At 70.5% G+C, this 16254-nt stretch carries 14 protein-coding genes; 12 read left to right on the forward strand and 2 right to left on the reverse strand.

What is annotated here, in order from left to right; translation table 11 throughout:
- Window positions 1-58: 58 nt before the first annotated feature.
- The 8 genes from ruvC (at window position 59) to IE239_RS09405 (ending at window position 9287) form a co-directional block, all read left to right on the forward strand.
- The gene (gene ruvC, locus IE239_RS09370) at window positions 59-607 is read left to right on the forward strand and encodes a crossover junction endodeoxyribonuclease RuvC (protein ID WP_190148812.1); all 549 of its coding nucleotides are present in this window, start codon (window positions 59-61) and stop codon (window positions 605-607) included.
- Window positions 604-1209 (forward strand): Holliday junction branch migration protein RuvA, encoded by a 606-nt coding sequence (ruvA, locus tag IE239_RS09375; RefSeq protein ID WP_190148813.1) that lies wholly within the window; start codon window positions 604-606, stop codon window positions 1207-1209. Before ruvC ends, ruvA begins: the two co-directional genes overlap by 4 nt.
- A gap of 10 nt (window positions 1210-1219) precedes the next feature.
- Window positions 1220-2314 (forward strand): Holliday junction branch migration DNA helicase RuvB, encoded by a 1095-nt coding sequence (gene ruvB, locus IE239_RS09380; RefSeq protein ID WP_190148814.1) that lies wholly within the window; start codon window positions 1220-1222, stop codon window positions 2312-2314.
- Between the two features lie 176 nt (window positions 2315-2490).
- Window positions 2491-3009 carry a preprotein translocase subunit YajC gene (gene yajC, locus IE239_RS09385; RefSeq protein WP_190148815.1) on the forward strand — a complete coding sequence of 173 codons (519 nt, stop codon included), beginning with the start codon at window positions 2491-2493 and terminating at the stop codon, window positions 3007-3009.
- Window positions 3010-3141: 132 nt separating this feature from the next.
- On the forward strand, window positions 3142-4929 hold the full coding sequence (gene secD / locus IE239_RS09390; RefSeq protein WP_190148816.1) for a protein translocase subunit SecD: 1788 nt from the start codon (window positions 3142-3144) through the stop codon (window positions 4927-4929).
- A 3-nt stretch (window positions 4930-4932) separates the two neighbouring features.
- Entirely contained in the window at window positions 4933-6042 is a 1110-nt protein-coding gene (secF, locus tag IE239_RS09395; protein ID WP_190148817.1) for a protein translocase subunit SecF, read from the forward strand.
- Window positions 6039-6587 (forward strand): adenine phosphoribosyltransferase, encoded by a 549-nt coding sequence (locus IE239_RS09400; protein ID WP_190148818.1) that lies wholly within the window; start codon window positions 6039-6041, stop codon window positions 6585-6587. The genes secF and IE239_RS09400 overlap by 4 nt, the downstream gene beginning before the upstream one ends.
- A gap of 171 nt (window positions 6588-6758) precedes the next feature.
- Complete coding sequence (locus IE239_RS09405) at window positions 6759-9287, forward strand: RelA/SpoT family protein (protein WP_190148819.1); 2529 nt, start codon at window positions 6759-6761, stop codon at window positions 9285-9287.
- Between the two features lie 67 nt (window positions 9288-9354).
- On the opposite strand, the gene IE239_RS09410 is transcribed toward IE239_RS09405, so the two are convergent.
- Together IE239_RS09410 and IE239_RS09415 are read right to left on the reverse strand one after the other, a co-directional pair.
- Window positions 9355-10584, reverse strand: coding sequence for a DUF349 domain-containing protein (locus IE239_RS09410; RefSeq protein WP_190148820.1), 1230 nt, complete (start codon window positions 10582-10584; stop codon window positions 9355-9357).
- A 167-nt stretch (window positions 10585-10751) separates the two neighbouring features.
- A complete protein-coding gene (locus IE239_RS09415; RefSeq protein WP_190148821.1) occupies window positions 10752-11570 on the reverse strand; it encodes a peptidylprolyl isomerase in 819 nt (272 codons plus the stop codon).
- Between the two features lie 179 nt (window positions 11571-11749).
- Between IE239_RS09415 and IE239_RS09420 the strand changes: the two genes are divergently transcribed.
- From IE239_RS09420 to IE239_RS09435, 4 genes are all read left to right on the forward strand, one after another.
- Window positions 11750-12466, forward strand: coding sequence for an MBL fold metallo-hydrolase (locus IE239_RS09420; protein WP_190148822.1), 717 nt, complete (start codon window positions 11750-11752; stop codon window positions 12464-12466).
- 13 nt (window positions 12467-12479) lie between these two features.
- Window positions 12480-13742 (forward strand): histidine--tRNA ligase, encoded by a 1263-nt coding sequence (gene hisS / locus IE239_RS09425; protein ID WP_190148823.1) that lies wholly within the window; start codon window positions 12480-12482, stop codon window positions 13740-13742.
- Between the two features lie 206 nt (window positions 13743-13948).
- Window positions 13949-14602 carry a vitamin K epoxide reductase family protein gene (locus tag IE239_RS09430; protein ID WP_190148824.1) on the forward strand — a complete coding sequence of 218 codons (654 nt, stop codon included), beginning with the start codon at window positions 13949-13951 and terminating at the stop codon, window positions 14600-14602.
- A 96-nt stretch (window positions 14603-14698) separates the two neighbouring features.
- Window positions 14699-16054 (forward strand): replication-associated recombination protein A, encoded by a 1356-nt coding sequence (locus IE239_RS09435; protein WP_190148825.1) that lies wholly within the window; start codon window positions 14699-14701, stop codon window positions 16052-16054.
- The last annotated feature ends 200 nt before the right edge of the window (window positions 16055-16254 follow it).

The raw sequence follows: 16254 nt of genomic DNA on the forward strand, positions 1-16254 counted from the left end.
GACGGACGACGTCCGAGGTCACCGGGCGACGGACGGCCGGCGGTGAAGGGGAGGGCGCGTGCGGGTACTGGGTGTGGACCCCGGACTGACCCGGTGCGGTCTCGGCGTCGTCGAGGGCGTCGCGGGACGACCGCTCACCATGCTCGGCGTGGGCGTCGTACGCACGCCCGCCGACGCCGAGTTGGGGCAGCGCCTGGTCGCCGTGGAGCAGGGCATGGAGCGCTGGCTCGACGAACACCGGCCTGAACTCGTCGCCGTGGAGCGGGTTTTCAGCCAACACAACGTGCGCACGGTCATGGGCACCGCCCAGGCCAGCGCCGTCGCGATGCTGTGCGCGGCCCGCCGCGGCATCCCCGTCGCTCTGCACACCCCCAGCGAGGTCAAGGCCGCCGTCACCGGCAGCGGACGCGCAGACAAGGCCCAGGTCGGCGCGATGGTCACGCGCCTGCTCCGGCTCGACGCGCCCCCCAAGCCGGCCGACGCCGCCGACGCCCTCGCGCTCGCCATCTGCCACATCTGGCGCGCCCCCGCACAGAACCGACTCCAGCAGGCCGTCGCCCTCCACGCGGCCCGTTCCCCGATCCCTTCGAAAGGCCGTACGGCATGATCGCCTTCGTCAGCGGCACGGTCGCCGCACTCGCTCCCGACTCCGCGGTGATCGAGGTGGGCGGCGTGGGCATGGCCCTGCAGTGCACGCCGAACACGCTGTCCACGCTCCGGCTCGGCCGGCCGGCGAAGCTCGCCACCTCCCTCGTCGTACGGGAGGACTCGCTGACCCTGTACGGCTTCGTGGACGACGACGAACGCCAGGTCTTCGAGCTGCTGCAGACCGCGAGCGGCGTCGGCCCGCGGCTGGCCCAGGCCATGCTGGCGGTGCACGCCCCGGACGCGCTGCGCCGGGCCGTGGCCACGGGCGACGAGAAGGCGCTGATCGCGGTGCCGGGCATCGGCAAGAGGGGCGCCCAGAAACTGCTCCTCGAGCTCAAGGACAGGCTGGGCGAGCCGGTCGGCGCCCCCGTGGTCGGCGCGCCGGTCACCAGCGGCTGGCGCGACCAGCTGCACGCCGCTCTGATCGGCCTCGGGTACGCCACCCGCGAGGCCGACGAGGCGGTCGTCGCCGTGACCCCGCAGGCCGAGGCCGCCGAGGGCACGCCCCAGGTGGGCCCGCTGCTGAAGGCCGCCCTGCAGACCCTGAACCGCGCCCGCTAGGAGAACGTCAGTGAACTGGGACGACACGAGCGACGAGACCGCCCCCGAGCGGCTCGCCGACCCCGCCGCGGAACGACTGGTGGGCTCTGTCGCCGACGGGGAGGACCAGGCGGTCGAGGCCGCCCTGCGCCCCAAGGACCTGGGCGAGTTCATCGGTCAGGAGAAGGTCCGTGAACAGCTCGACCTCGTCCTGCGCGCCGCACGCGCGCGGGGCGCGACCGCCGACCACGTGCTGCTCTCCGGCGCGCCCGGCCTGGGCAAGACCACCCTCTCGATGATCATCGCCGCCGAGATGGGCGCCCCGATCCGCATCACCAGCGGTCCCGCCATCCAGCACGCGGGCGACCTCGCGGCGATCCTGTCCTCCCTGCAGGAGGGCGAGGTCCTCTTCCTCGACGAGATCCACCGCATGTCCCGGCCCGCCGAGGAGATGCTGTACATGGCGATGGAGGACTTCCGCGTCGACGTCATCGTCGGCAAGGGGCCCGGCGCCACCGCCATCCCGCTCGAACTGCCCCCCTTCACCCTGGTCGGCGCCACCACGCGCGCGGGGCTGCTGCCGCCCCCGCTGCGCGACCGGTTCGGCTTCACCGCCCACATGGAGTTCTACGAGCCCGGCGAACTCCAGCGCGTGATCCACCGTTCGGCCGACCTGCTCGACGTGGCGATCGACCCCGCCGGCGCCGCCGAGATCGCCGGCCGCTCCCGCGGCACCCCCCGTATCGCCAACCGTCTGCTGCGCCGGGTGCGCGACTACGCGCAGGTCAAGGCCGACGGGAACGTCACCCGTGAGATCGCGGCGGCGGCCCTCAAGGTCTACGAGGTGGACGAGCGCGGGCTGGACCGCCTGGACCGAGCGGTCCTGGAAGCCCTGCTGAAGCTGTTCGCGGGCGGTCCGGTCGGCCTGTCCACCCTCGCCGTCGCGGTGGGGGAGGAGCGCGAGACCGTCGAGGAGGTCGCCGAGCCGTTCCTCGTCAGGGAGGGTCTGCTGGCCCGTACGCCGCGGGGCAGGGTGGCCACCCCGGCGGCGTGGACGCACCTGGGGCTCACGCCCTCGCGCCCCCAGGCCCTGGGCGGCGGGCAACCAGACCTGTTCGGTACGTGATGCGCGGGGCCGCGGCCGGGGCTTTGGCCGGGAGGGGAACCCAGGTGCCATGCTGGGCGTTGTTCCCTGCGCGCGGACTCGCTTAGACTCCGCCGATGCCGCAGTTGTCGGCAGCACACAACCCCCATCCATCAGGCCGCTCAAGCGTCGCGGTCGTTTGAAGGAAGTTCCGACCCGTGAGTCCTGTGACCCTCCTCCCGTTCATCGTGCTCATCGGGGCCATGTTCCTGATGACCAGGTCGGCCAAGAAGAAGCAGCAGCAAGCGGCCGCCATGCGCAACGACCTGCAGCCCGGCAGCGGTGTCCGCACCATCGGGGGCATGTACGCGACGGTCAAGGAGGTCAGTGACGACACGATCCTCCTCGATGCGGGGCCGGGCGTGGAACTGCTCTTCGCGAAGAACTCGATCGGTGCCGTCCTGACCGACGACGAGTACAACCGCATCGTCCACGGCATCGAGCACGACCTGAAGTCCGACACCGACATCGTCCCGGACGACGCCTCCTCCCTCACCGACTCCGCCGGTGCCGACGAGCCCGCCGACGAAGCTGTCGCCGCCTCCGACGAGAAGGCCGTCGACCTCGGCAAGAAGGACGGACCCGACGAGGTCCGGGAGAAGGCCGCCGAGACCGGGCAGGCCGACGCCGACGAAGAGCCGAAGAAGACCGACGGCGACTCCGACACGAAGAAGTAGCCATGGTCCCGGCGCGTACGGGCCACACCCGTACGCGCCGTGGCGCGCATCTCGCCAGGGGATCCCGACACCATGTCATGGCCGCCGCCGCGCTGACCCGGCGCGACGCGGCCCGAGAGGGAGTACGAGAAGGTGGCAGCACCTAAGAAGGGCCGGAGCGCGAGTGCCCAGAGCAAGCCAGGGCGCTCGCTGGCCCTGATCATGATCGCCATCGTGGGGCTCACCGGAGGCATGTTCGCCTCCGGAAACACCACTCCGCGTCTCGGCATCGACCTTGCCGGCGGCACCAGCATCACGCTGGAGGCGAAGGCCGACCAGGGATCCGCGATCAACAAGGCCAACCTGGACACCGCGGTCAACATCATGAACCGCCGTGTCAACGGGCTGGGCGTCTCCGAGGCGGAGGTGCAGAGGCAGGGCGATCGCAACATCATCGTGAACATCCCCAAGGGCACCAACTCCGAGGAAGCCCGCCAGCAGGTGGGCACCACCGCCAAGCTGTACTTCCGTCCGGTCCTGTCCCAGGAGGCCACCGGTTCCGCCGCCGTGACCCCTTCGCCGAGTGCGTCCGCGAACGGCGCGTCGAGCGCCTCGCCGAGCCCTTCGGCGAGCCCCTCCGGCACCGGTCAGAAGGCGACCTCCTCGACGTCCCCGTCCCCGTCGGCCTCGGCCACCGCGCAGGGCCGTGCCGTCACCGACGGCCTGAAGACCGACTCCACCCCGTCGGCCTCCGCGGGCGCCAAGGCGGGTTCCTCGCCGAGCCCGTCGGCCGCGCCGAGCGGCGGCGCCTCCACCGGCGCGGCCGCCGCGCTGCAGGCCAGGTACGCGACCCTGGACTGCTCCAAGGACGCCGTCCGCGCCAAGGCCGGCGAGGGCGTCAAGCCCGGCGACGCGACCGTGGCCTGCGGTGAGGTCGACAAGGTCTGGTACAAGTACCTCCTCGGCCCGGCCGCCGTCGACGGCACCGACGTCAAGAAGGCCCAGGCCGTCTTCGACACGCAGGGCGCGGCCGGCTGGCAGGTCAACATGACCTTCACCGGCAATGGTTCCAAGAAGTTCGCCGCCGTCACGGGGAAGCTCGCGCAGAACCAGCAGCCGCAGAACGAGTTCGCGATCGTGCTCGACGGCAACGTCGTCTCCAGCCCCTACGTGCGGAACGCGATCACCGGCGGCCAGGCCCAGATCTCCGGCAGCTTCAAGCAGGAAGAGGCGCAGAGCCTCGCCAACATGCTGTCGTACGGTGCGCTCCCGCTCTCCTTCAAGGAGCAGAGCGTCACCACGGTGACCGCCGCGCTCGGCGGCGACCAGCTGCACGCCGGTCTGCTCGCGGGCGCCATCGGTCTCGCCCTGGTCGTCCTGTATCTGGTGGCCTACTACCGCGGTCTGTCGCTCATCGCGATGGCCTCGCTGCTGGTCTCCGCCGCGCTCACCTACGTGATCATGGCGCTGCTCGGCCCGGCCATCGGCTTCGCGCTGAACCTGCCGGCGGTCTGCGGCGCCATCGTCGCCATCGGCATCACGGCCGACTCGTTCATCGTGTACTTCGAACGGGTCCGGGACGAGATCCGCGAGGGCCGGACGCTGCGCCCGGCCGTCGAACGCGCCTGGCCGCGCGCCCGGCGCACCATCCTGGTCTCCGACTTCGTGTCGTTCCTCGCCGCCGCCGTGCTCTTCATCGTCACCGTCGGCAAGGTCCAGGGCTTCGCGTTCACGCTGGGCCTGACCACCGTCCTCGACGTGGTCGTGGTCTTCTTCTTCACCAAGCCGCTGATGACGCTCATCGCCCGGCGGAAGTTCTTCGCGAGCGGCCACAAGTGGTCCGGCCTCGACCCGAAGGGCCTGGGCGCCAACCCGCCGATCCGCCGCACCCGCCGTCCCTCCGGTCCTGCCGCCGGCCCCGTCGAGACGAAGGAGGCGTGAGCGATGTCGAAACTCGGCAATCTCGGCGCCCGACTGCACCGTGGCGAGGTCAGCTATGACTTCATCGGCCACCGCAAGCTCTGGTACGGCATCTCGATCCTGATCACCATCACGGCCGTCCTCGGCCTGGCGGTGCGGGGCCTGAACATGGGCATCGACTTCCAGGGCGGCGCCGTCTTCACCACGGAGAAGACCAGCGTCTCCGTCTCCCAGGCCGAGGAGTACGCCAGGTCGGCGTCCGGCCACGACGCGGTCGTGCAGAAGCTGGGCAACGGCACGATGCGCATCCAGATCGCCGGCATGGACATCCAGCAGTCCAACAAGATCAAGTCCGAACTCGCCCAGGACTTCAAGGCCGACCCGGAGACGATCACCGCCGAACTGGTCGGCCCCAGCTGGGGTGACCAGATCGCCAACAAGGCCTGGCAGGGCCTGGCGATCTTCATGGTGCTGGTCGTGATCTACCTGGCGATCGCCTTCGAGTGGCGCATGGCCATCGCCGCGCTCGTCGCCCTGATCCACGACATCACCATCACCGTCGGCGTCTACGCCCTCGTCGGCTTCGAGGTCACGCCCGGCACGGTGATCGGTCTGCTGACGATCCTCGGTTACTCGCTGTACGACACGGTCGTCGTCTTCGACTCCCTCAAGGAACAGACGAAGGACCTCACGAAGCAGACCCGCTTCACCTACAGCGAGATCGCCAACCGCTCGATCAACGGCACCCTGGTCCGCTCCATCAACACGACGGTCGTCGCGCTGCTGCCGGTCGCGGGCCTGCTGTTCATCGGCGGTGGCTTCCTCGGCGCGGGCACGCTCAACGACATCTCGCTGTCGCTGTTCGTCGGTCTCGCCGCCGGCGCCTACTCCTCGATCTTCATCGCCACGCCGCTCGTCGCCGACCTCAAGGAACGCGAGCCGCAGATCAAGGCGCTGAGGAAGCGCGTCCTGGCCAAGCGTGCCCAGGCCGCCAACGAGCCGCAGGCGGCCGAGGCGCACAGCGCCGACGACTACGACGACGAGCCGGAGGACGCCCCGGCGGTCGTCGGACCGCGCACCCAGCCCTCGTCCCGTGGCCGCGGCCGCGGCCGTCCGTCGGGGAAGCGCCGGTGACCGAGACCACCGACATCACGACGCTGCTCCTCAGCCGCATCCGTGACGTGGCCGACTACCCGGAGCCGGGCGTGATGTTCAAGGACATCACCCCGCTCCTGGCGGACCCGGCGGCGTTCACCGCGCTCACCGACGCCTTCGCGGAGATCGCCGAGCGCACCGGCGCCACCAAGGTCGTCGGCCTGGAAGCGCGGGGCTTCATCCTGGGCGCCCCGGTCGCCGTCCGCGCCGGCCTCGGCTTCATCCCCGTACGCAAGGCGGGCAAGCTCCCCGGAGCCACCCTCGGCCAGGCCTACGACCTGGAGTACGGCTCGGCGGAGATCGAGGTGCACGCCGAGGACCTGGCCGCCGGAGACCGCGTGCTGATCGTCGACGACGTCCTCGCCACCGGCGGCACGGCCGAGGCGTCGATCCAGCTCATCCACCGGGCGGGCGCCCAGGTGGCGGGCGTCGCCGTGCTGATGGAGCTGGGCTTCCTCGCCGGCCGGCCCCGGCTGGAGGCGGCCCTCGGCGGGGCTCCCCTCGAGTCGCTGCTGACCATCTGACACCTGCCGTACGCGAGTGGGCGGGCCCCGGAGGAATCCGGGGCCCGCCCACTCGCGTTTCTCCCGTGAACGTCCCTCTCACCGGCCTGGAGGCGATCCCGGAGCCCAGGATGGCTACGATGGGTCTTCCGGAGCCTGACCGGGGACCCGGATCGCGCACGAGGAGTCCTCTTGCCAGACGAGGCCCAGCACCTGACCGCCGCCAAGCCCGAGTCCGCCTCGGGCTCCGCGGCTGCGCCCGCGTCGCACGCGCAGGACGACAGCCATGGGCCGGTGGAGCACGACCGTTCCGCGCCCGTCGACAGGCCGGACGAGCAGCCGCGCCCCAAGCCGGCCGCGCCCGAGGCCTCCTCGTCCGCACCGCCCGCCCGCCCGGCCGCCACCGCGCAGCCGCCCGCCCGCTCCGGCTCCTCCAACCGCGTCCGCGCCCGTCTCGCCCGGCTCGGCGTCCAGCGCCAGAACCCGTACAACCCGGTCCTGGAGCCGCTGCTGCGGATAGTGCGCAGCAACGACCCCAAGATCGAGACGGCGACGCTGCGCCAGATCGAGAAGTCCTACCAGGTGGCCGAGCGCTGGCACCGCGGCCAGAAGCGCAAGAGCGGCGACCCGTACATCACCCACCCCCTCGCGGTGACGACGATCCTCGCCGAGCTGGGCATGGATCCGGCGACGCTCATGGCGGGCCTGCTCCACGACACCGTGGAGGACACCGAGTACGGCCTGGAGGACCTGCGCCGGGACTTCGGCGACCAGGTGGCCCTGCTGGTCGACGGAGTCACCAAGCTCGACAAGGTCAAGTTCGGCGAGGCCGCGCAGGCCGAGACGGTGCGCAAGATGGTCGTCGCGATGGCCAAGGACCCGCGCGTCCTGGTCATCAAGCTCGCCGACCGGCTGCACAACATGCGCACCATGCGCTACCTCAAGCGCGAGAAGCAGGAGAAGAAGGCGCGCGAGACCCTCGAGATCTACGCGCCCCTCGCCCACCGCCTCGGCATGAACACCATCAAGTGGGAGCTGGAGGACCTCGCCTTCGCGATCCTCTACCCCAAGATGTACGACGAGATCGTACGGCTGGTGGCCGAAAGGGCGCCGAAGCGTGACGAGTACCTGGCCATAGTGACCGACGAGGTCCAGGCCGACCTGCGCGCCGCCCGCATCAAGGCGACCGTCACCGGCCGCCCGAAGCACTACTACAGCGTCTACCAGAAGATGATCGTCCGCGGCCGTGACTTCGCGGAGATCTACGACCTGGTGGGCATCCGCGTCCTCGTGGACACCGTCCGCGACTGCTACGCCGCCCTCGGTACCGTGCACGCGCGATGGAACCCGGTCCCCGGCCGGTTCAAGGACTACATCGCGATGCCCAAGTTCAACATGTACCAGTCGCTGCACACGACGGTCATCGGCCCCAACGGCAAGCCCGTCGAACTCCAGATCCGCACGTTCGACATGCACCGCCGTGCCGAGTACGGCATCGCCGCGCACTGGAAGTACAAGCAGGAGGCCGTCGCCGGCGCCTCCAAGGTCCGCTCGGACCAGCCGAGGACCACCGGCAAGGACGACCACCTCAACGACATGGCGTGGCTGCGCCAGCTCCTGGACTGGCAGAAGGAGACCGAGGACCCCGGCGAGTTCCTGGAGTCCCTGCGCTTCGACCTGTCCCGCAACGAGGTCTTCGTCTTCACGCCCAAGGGCGACGTCATAGCGCTGCCGGCCGGCGCGACTCCCGTGGACTTCTCGTACGCGGTCCACACCGAGGTGGGCCACCGCACGATAGGAGCCCGGGTCAACGGACGTCTCGTCCCGCTGGAGTCGACCCTGGACAACGGCGACCTGGTGGAGGTCTTCACCTCCAAGGCGGCCGGCGCCGGACCGTCCCGGGACTGGCTGAACTTCGTCAAGTCGCCGCGGGCCCGCAACAAGATCCGGGCCTGGTTCTCCAAGGAGCGCCGGGACGAGGCGATCGAGCAGGGCAAGGACGCCATCGCGCGCGCGATGCGCAAGCAGAACCTGCCGATCCAGCGCATCCTCACCGGCGACTCCCTCGTCACGCTCGCACACGAGATGCGCTACCCGGACATCTCCTCGCTGTACGCGGCGATCGGCGAGGGCCATGTGGCCGCGCAGAACGTCGTGCAGAAGCTGGTGCAGGCGCTCGGCGGCGAGGAGGCCGCCTCCGAGGAGATGGACGAGGCGGTCCCGCCGTCCCGCACCCGTGGCCGCAAACGGCGCGCCAACCAGGACCCGGGCGTGGTCGTCAAGGGTGTCGACGACGTGTGGGTCAAGCTGGCCCGCTGCTGCACCCCCGTCCCCGGCGACCCGATCATCGGCTTCGTCACGCGCGGCAGCGGCGTGTCGGTTCACCGCAGCGACTGCGTCAACGTGGAGTCGCTGTCCCGGGAGCCGGAGCGCATCCTCGACGTCGAGTGGGCGCCGACGCAGTCCTCGGTCTTCCTGGTCGCCATCCAGGTCGAGGCCCTGGACCGCTCCCGGCTCCTCTCGGACGTCACCCGTGTCCTGTCCGACCAGCACGTCAACATCCTCTCCGCGGCCGTCCAGACCTCCCGCGACCGGGTGGCCACCTCCCGCTTCACCTTCGAGATGGGCGACCCCAAGCACCTGGGACACGTCCTGAAGGCCGTACGCGGCGTCGAGGGCGTCTACGACGTGTACCGGGTGACGTCGGCCCGCAGACCGTAGCCGAGCACGCGAGAGGCCCCCGTACGCGAGGTACGGGGGCCTTGTCGTCGTACGGCCGGGCGGGAGGTCAGCCGCCGAACTCCTGCAGACCCTTCAGCGCCTGGTCCAGCAGCGCCTGACGGCCTTCGAGCTCGCGCTCCAGCTTGTCGGCCCGCGCGGAGTTGCCCTGGGCGCGCGCCTGCTCGATCTGCCCCTGCAGCTTGTCCACGGCGGCCTGGAGCTGACCGGTCAGACCGGCGGCACGCGCGCGTGCCTCCGGGTTGGTCCGGCGCCACTCGGTTTCCTCGGACTCCTGGATCGCCCGCTCCACCGCGTGCATCCTGCCCTCGATCTTCGGCCGGGCGTCACGCGGCACATGACCGATGGCCTCCCAGCGCTCGTTGATCGTGCGGAATGCGGCGCGCGCCGCCTTCAGGTCGCCGACCGGCAGCAGCTTCTCTGCTTCCTCGGCCAGCTCCTCCTTGAGCTTGAGGTTCTCCGTCTGCTCGGCGTCCCGCTCGGCGAACACCGAGCTGCGGGCGGCGAAGAAGACGTCCTGGGCGCCACGGAAGCGGTTCCACAGGTCGTCCTCGTGCTCGCGCTGGGCGCGGCCCGCCGCCTTCCACTCCGCCATCAGCTCGCGGTAGCGCGCCGCCGTCGGACCCCAGTCCGTCGAACCGGACAGCGCCTCGGCCTCGGAGACCAGCCGCTCCTTGACGCGTCGGGCCTCCTCGCGCTGCGCGTCCAGCTGCGCGAAGTGCGCCTTGCGGCGCTTGGAGAACGCCGAACGCGCGTGGGAGAACCGGTGCCACAGCTCGTCGTCCGACTTGCGGTCCAGCCGGGGCAGGCCCTTCCAGATGTCCACCAGCGCCCGCAGGCGCTCACCGGCGGCCCGCCACTGGTCGGACTGCGCCAGCTGCTCCGCCTCGGTGACCAGGTCCTCCTTGGCCTTGCGGGCCTCGTCGGACTGCTTGGCCCGCTGCTGCTTGCGCTCCTCGCGGCGCGACTCGACGGTCGCCACCAGCTTGTCCAGCCGCTCCCGCAGCGCCTGCAGATCGCCGACGGCGTGATGCGCGTCGACCTGCTCGCGGATGTGGTCGATCGCGACCTGAGCGTCCTTGGTCGACAGATCGGTGGTCTGCACTCGCTTCTCGAGGAGGCCGATCTCGACAACCAGGCCCTCGTACTTGCGCTCGAAGTAGGCCAGCGCCTCCTCGGGGGAGCCTGCCTGCCAGGAACCGACCACCTGCTCGCCGTCGGCCGTACGCACGTACACGGTGCCCGTCTCGTCGACGCGGCCCCACGGGTCGCTGCTCACAGCGCCTCCTCCACATGATGCCTCCGAGGGGCTTCGGCGCCCCTGGGCATCGTCCACAGTTTCGTCACGGCCAACATAGGCGACCGGCGGGTCGCCTGTCCGCATCCAGCGCGACCGAAATTGCGCGGTCGACCGCCCCTCGTCGTCGGCGTGTCGCCAGGTCGTCGTCAGGACTTCGTGACGGTCGCCTTGTCGATCACGACCGTCGCGTTGGGGGCGCCGTCACCGCCGCCGGTGTTCTCGCCCGCGGCGGCGATCTTCTTCAGGACCTTCATGCCGTCGGCCGACATCGTCCCGAACGGCGTGTAGCTGGGCGGGAGCTGACTGTCCTGGTAGACGAGGAAGAACTGGCTGCCGCCGGTGTGCGGCTGGCCGGTGTTGGCCATCGCCACCGTGCCCGCCGGGTAGACGTTCGCCTTGAGGCTCGCGTCCTTCAGGTTCTCGTCCGGAATGGTGTAGCCGGGGCCGCCGCTGCCGCTGCCCGTCGGGTCGCCGCACTGCAGGACGTAGATCCCGTTGGTGGTGAGACGGTGGCACTTGGTGTGGTCGAAGAAGCCCTTGCCGGCGAGGAAGTCGAAGGAGTTCACCGTGTGCGGCGCGGCCTTCGCCTTGAGCGCTATGTCGATGTCGCCGCAGGTCGTCGCGAGGGTCATCGTGTACTTCGCCGACGCGTCGATCGTGACCGCCGGCTCCTTCTTCCAGGTCTGCTTCTTGACGGACCCGGCGGCCGGCTTCTCGCACGGGTCCTTCGCGGCGCTGGGCGCGGCCGACGGCGTCGTCTGCGGACTCGCGTCCGCCTTCTTGTCGTCGTCCTTCAGGACACCCGTCGTGTACAGCGCCAGGCTGCCGATGACGACCACGCCGAGCACCGACGCGATCACCGCGTTGCGCATGCGCGCCTTGCGCCGGGCGCTCGTGCGTCGCTGCTGCTGCCGCAAGAACTTCTCCCGGGCGAGCTGACGCTTCCGCTGTTCCTGGGTGACCACCGGATTCTCTCCTCATGCGTCTCGTACGTCGACTGGGACGCGTGCGTCTTGTGAGCCGACCGCCTGCGTGTGCCCCGTACCGTATATGGGTTCGCTGAGGAAACGGCAGCGCCGGTAGGCTCTGACCACTGACGCAGCCGCCAGAAGCCCACGCGTATCGACACAAACGAAGGACGATCGTGCTCATTGCCGGGTTCCCCGCCGGGGCCTGGGGGACGAACTGTTATCTCGTCGCCCCCGCCGCCGGTGAGGAGTGCGTGATCATCGACCCGGGCCACCAGGCTGCCCCAGGAGTCGAGGAAGCGGTCCGCAAGCACCGCCTCAAGCCCGTCGCCGTCGTCCTCACCCACGGCCACATCGACCATGTGGCCTCGGTCGTCCCGGTCTGCGGCGCGCACGACGTGCCGGCCTGGATCCACCCCGAGGACCGGTTCATGATGAGCGACCCGGAGAAGGCGCTCGGCCGGTCGATCGGGATGCCGCTGATGGGCGAGCTGACCGTGGGGGAGCCGGACGACGTCCGCGAGCTGACCGACGGCGCGAGACTGGACCTGGCCGGTCTGGAGTTCTCCGTCGCCCACGCCCCGGGCCATACCAAGGGGTCGGTGACCTTCCGGATGCCCGAGGCGGCCGACGTCCCGTCGGTCTTCTTCTCCGGGGACCTGCTGTTCGCCGGCTCCATCGGACGCACCGACCTGCCCGGCGGCGACATGGCCGAGATGCTCGACTCGCTGGCCCGTGTGTGCCTGCCGCTCGAGGACTCGACCGTGGTGCTGTCCGGCCACGGCCCCCAGACGACCATCGGCCAGGAGCGCGCCGCCAACCCGTATCTGCGGCAGGTGGCGGCCGGCGGCCAGGGAGCGGGTTCCCACACCCCTCCCCGACGAGGAATGTGACGAGAGACCTTCCGTGAGTACCTTCCAGGCCCCCAAGGGCACGTACGACCTGATCCCGCCGGACAGCGCCAAGTACCTCGCCGTCCGCGAGGCCATCGCCGCGCCGCTGCGCAACTCCGGCTACGGCTATATCGAGACGCCCGGCTTCGAGAACGTGGAGCTCTTCGCGCGCGGTGTGGGTGAGTCGACCGACATCGTGACGAAGGAGATGTACGCCTTCGAGACCAAGGGCGGCGACCGCCTCGCCCTGCGCCCCGAGGGCACGGCGTCCGTGCTGCGCGCGGCCCTCGAGGCCAATCTGCACAAGGCGGGCAACCTGCCGGTCAAGCTCTGGTACTCCGGCTCCTACTACCGCTACGAGCGGCCCCAGAAGGGCCGTTACCGCCACTTCTCACAGGTGGGCGCCGAGGCGATCGGCGCCGAGGACCCGGCGCTGGACGCCGAGCTGATCATCCTGGCGGACCAGGCGTACCGGTCGCTGGGGCTGCGGAACTTCCGCATCCTGCTCAACAGCCTGGGCGACAAGGAGTGCCGCCCGGTGTACCGGGAGGCGCTGCAGACCTTCCTGCGGAGCCTGGACCTCGACGAGGACACGCTGCGCCGCGCGGAGATCAACCCGCTGCGGGTCCTCGACGACAAGCGCGAGTCGGTCCAGAAGCAGCTCGGGGACGCGCCGCTGCTGCGCGACTACCTCTGCGACGCCTGCAAGGCGTACCACGAGGAGGTCCGAGAGCTGATCACGGCGGCGGGCGTGCGCTTCGAGGACGACCCGAAGCTGGTCCGCGGCCTCGACTACTACACCCGCACGACCTTCGAGTTCGTCCACGACGGACTGGGCTCGCAGTCCGCGGTGGGCGGCGGCGGCCGCTACGACGGACTCTCCGAGATGATCGGCGGCCCCGCGCTGCCGTCGGTGGGCTGGGCGCTGGGCGTCGACCGTACGGTGCTGGCGCTGGAGGCCGAGGGCGTGGAGCTGGAACTGCCCGCCGCGACCTCCGTGTTCGCCGTCCCGCTCGGCGAGGAGGCCCGCCGGGTGCTCTTCGCGAAGGTCACCGAGCTGCGCAAGCTCGGTGTCGCGGCCGACTTCTCCTATGGCGCCAAGGGCCTCAAGGGCGCCATGAAGAACGCCAACCGCAGCGGCGCCCGCTACACGGTCGTCGCCGGCGAACGCGACCTCGCCGAGGGCGTCGTCCAGCTCAAGGACATGGAGTCCGGCGAGCAGACGGCGATCGGCGTGAACGAGATCGTGGCCGAGCTGGAGTCGAGGCTGGGCTGAGCGTGCCGTCGGGGGGTGCCGGGGCGTGTGCTCCGGCACCCTTCGTTCGTGTGTGCTGTCCGGTTCCGTCCAGCGGCCGAAACCGAACGCTACGGGCCCGCCGCACGTACGTCCTTATGTCCGCCGAACGGTGGAGGCAGGGCCGGGTGCGGCACAATGGCCCCTGTCCGAAGATGGGCCACCTCTCAAGTGACGGAATCGGCGTGATGAGCAAGACGACAGTGAAAGACGTCTCCACGGAGTCCGAGCGCGTCGCCGCGGCCGAGCCGCGAACCGTGGGCGGCAGTCGTGCGTTCGCGATCCTGCTGCTGATCACCGGTGCGGCCGGCCTGCTCGCCGCCTGGGTCATCACGATCGACAAGATGAAGATCCTCGAAGCCAAGGCCGAGGGGAAGACGTTCACGCCCAGCTGCAGCATCAGCCCGATCATCAGCTGCGGAAGCGTCATGGAGAGCAAGCAGGCCTCCGTCTTCGGGTTCCCGAACCCGATGCTCGGCCTGGTCGCCTACGGCATCGTCATCTGCGTCGGCATGAGCCTGCTGACCGGGGCCCGCTTCCCCCGCTGGTACTGGCTGACCTTCAACTTCGGCACGCTGTTCGGCGTGGGCTTCGTCACCTGGCTGCAGTACCAGTCGCTGTACAACATCAACGCCCTGTGCCTGTGGTGCTCGCTGGCCTGGGTCGCGACGATCACCATGTTCTGGTACGTCACCTCGTTCAACGTGCGCAACGGCTTCCTGCCCGCGCCGGACGGGCTCAAGCGGTTCTTCGGCGAGTTCACCTGGGTCCTGCCCGCGACCCACGTCGGCATCATCGCCATGCTGATCCTCACCCGCTGGGGCGCCGACCTCTGGGCCTGAGCCCGGCGCCGCGCCGGGCGGCCCGCGGAGCACCGGATGCGACGCCGGACGCACCGCCGGACAGGAGTGTCGGACCCCTGACGTAGGCTCCGACGTGTGGAGCCCGACCTGTTCACCGCCGCAGCAGAAGACCGCCAGGAGAAGGATCCCGCCGGGAGCCCCCTGGCGGTCCGGATGCGCCCCCGCACCCTCGACGAGGTGATGGGGCAGCAGCACCTGCTGAAACCGGGCTCACCCCTGCGCCGCCTGGTCGGCGACGGCGCCAAGGGGCCGGCAGGCCCCTCCTCGGTGATCCTCTGGGGACCCCCGGGCACCGGTAAGACCACCCTGGCGTACGTCGTCTCCAAGGCCACCGACAAGCGGTTCGTCGAGCTGTCGGCCATCACCGCCGGCGTCAAGGAGGTCCGCGCGGTCATCGACGGCGCCCGCCGCGCCATCGGCGGGTTCGGCAAGGAGACCGTCCTCTTCCTCGACGAGATCCACCGCTTCAGCAAGGCCCAGCAGGACTCCCTCCTCCCGGCCGTCGAGAACCGCTGGGTGACGCTGATCGCGGCGACCACCGAGAACCCCTACTTCTCGGTCATCTCCCCGCTGCTGTCCCGCTCCCTGCTGCTGACCCTCGAACCTCTCACGGACGACGACCTGCGGGGCCTCGTCCGGCGCGCCCTGGCCGACGAACGCGGCCTCAAGGGCGCCGTCACCCTCCCCGAGGAGACCGAGGCACACCTCCTGCGCATCGCCGGCGGGGACGCCCGGCGCGCGCTGACCGCCCTGGAGGCCGCCGCCGGCGCGGCCCTCGACCAGGACGAGTCCGAGATCAGCCTCCGGACGCTGGAGCAGACGGTCGACCGCGCGGCGGTGAAGTACGACCGCGACGGCGACCAGCACTACGACGTCGCCAGCGCCCTGATCAAGTCCATCCGGGGCTCGGACGTCGACGCCGCCCTGCACTACCTGGCCCGCATGATCGAGGCCGGCGAGGACCCCCGCTTCATCGCCCGCCGTCTGATGATCTCCGCCAGCGAGGACATCGGTCTCGCCGACCCGAACGCCCTGCCCCTCGCGGTCGCCGCCGCCCAGGCCGTCGCGATGATCGGCTTCCCGGAGGCCGCCCTCACCCTCAGCCACGCCACGATCGCCCTCGCCCTGGCCCCCAAGTCGAACGCCGCGACGACGGCCGTCGGCGCCGCCCTGGAGGACGTCCGCAAGGGCCTCGCCGGACCCGTACCGCCGCACCTGCGGGACGGGCACTACAAGGGCGCCGCCAAGCTGGGCCACGCGCAGGGATACGTCTATCCGCACGACCTGCCGGAGGGCATCGCGGCCCAGCAGTACGCCCCGGACGCGGTCCACGGCCGGGACTACTACACGCCCACCAGGCACGGAGCCGAGGCCCGCTACGCGGACGCCGTCGAATGGACCAGGCAGCGCCTCGGTCGCAAGGGGTCCTGAGCACCCTGTAGACTCGCCCGGAGTGCTGCGTCCCGTGCAGTCAGAACGGGACAGTCAGCCGGAGCACCGGTCCCTCGGACCGGCTCCAAGGAGCGTCGCGCACCGTCGAAGGTGTCGCGGGCAGCCCACCACCACCCGGTTCCGGGAACGGTCGGTGGGCCACTCGCGTGCTGCACGTATGTGCCCAGACCAGGGGAGCG

Source organism: Streptomyces humidus, assembly GCF_014649655.1.
Lineage (GTDB): Bacteria > Actinomycetota > Actinomycetes > Streptomycetales > Streptomycetaceae > Streptomyces > Streptomyces humidus.

What these genes read in the sequence shown, in the direction of transcription:
- secF (WP_190148817.1), top strand. Translation starts at nt 4,933, where the DNA reads ATGTCGAAACTCGGCAATCTCGGCGCCCGACTGCACCGTGGCGAGGTC.
- ruvA (WP_190148813.1), top strand. Translation starts at nt 604, where the DNA reads ATGATCGCCTTCGTCAGCGGCACGGTCGCCGCACTCGCTCCCGACTCC.
- IE239_RS09430 (WP_190148824.1), top strand. Translation starts at nt 13,949, where the DNA reads ATGAGCAAGACGACAGTGAAAGACGTCTCCACGGAGTCCGAGCGCGTC.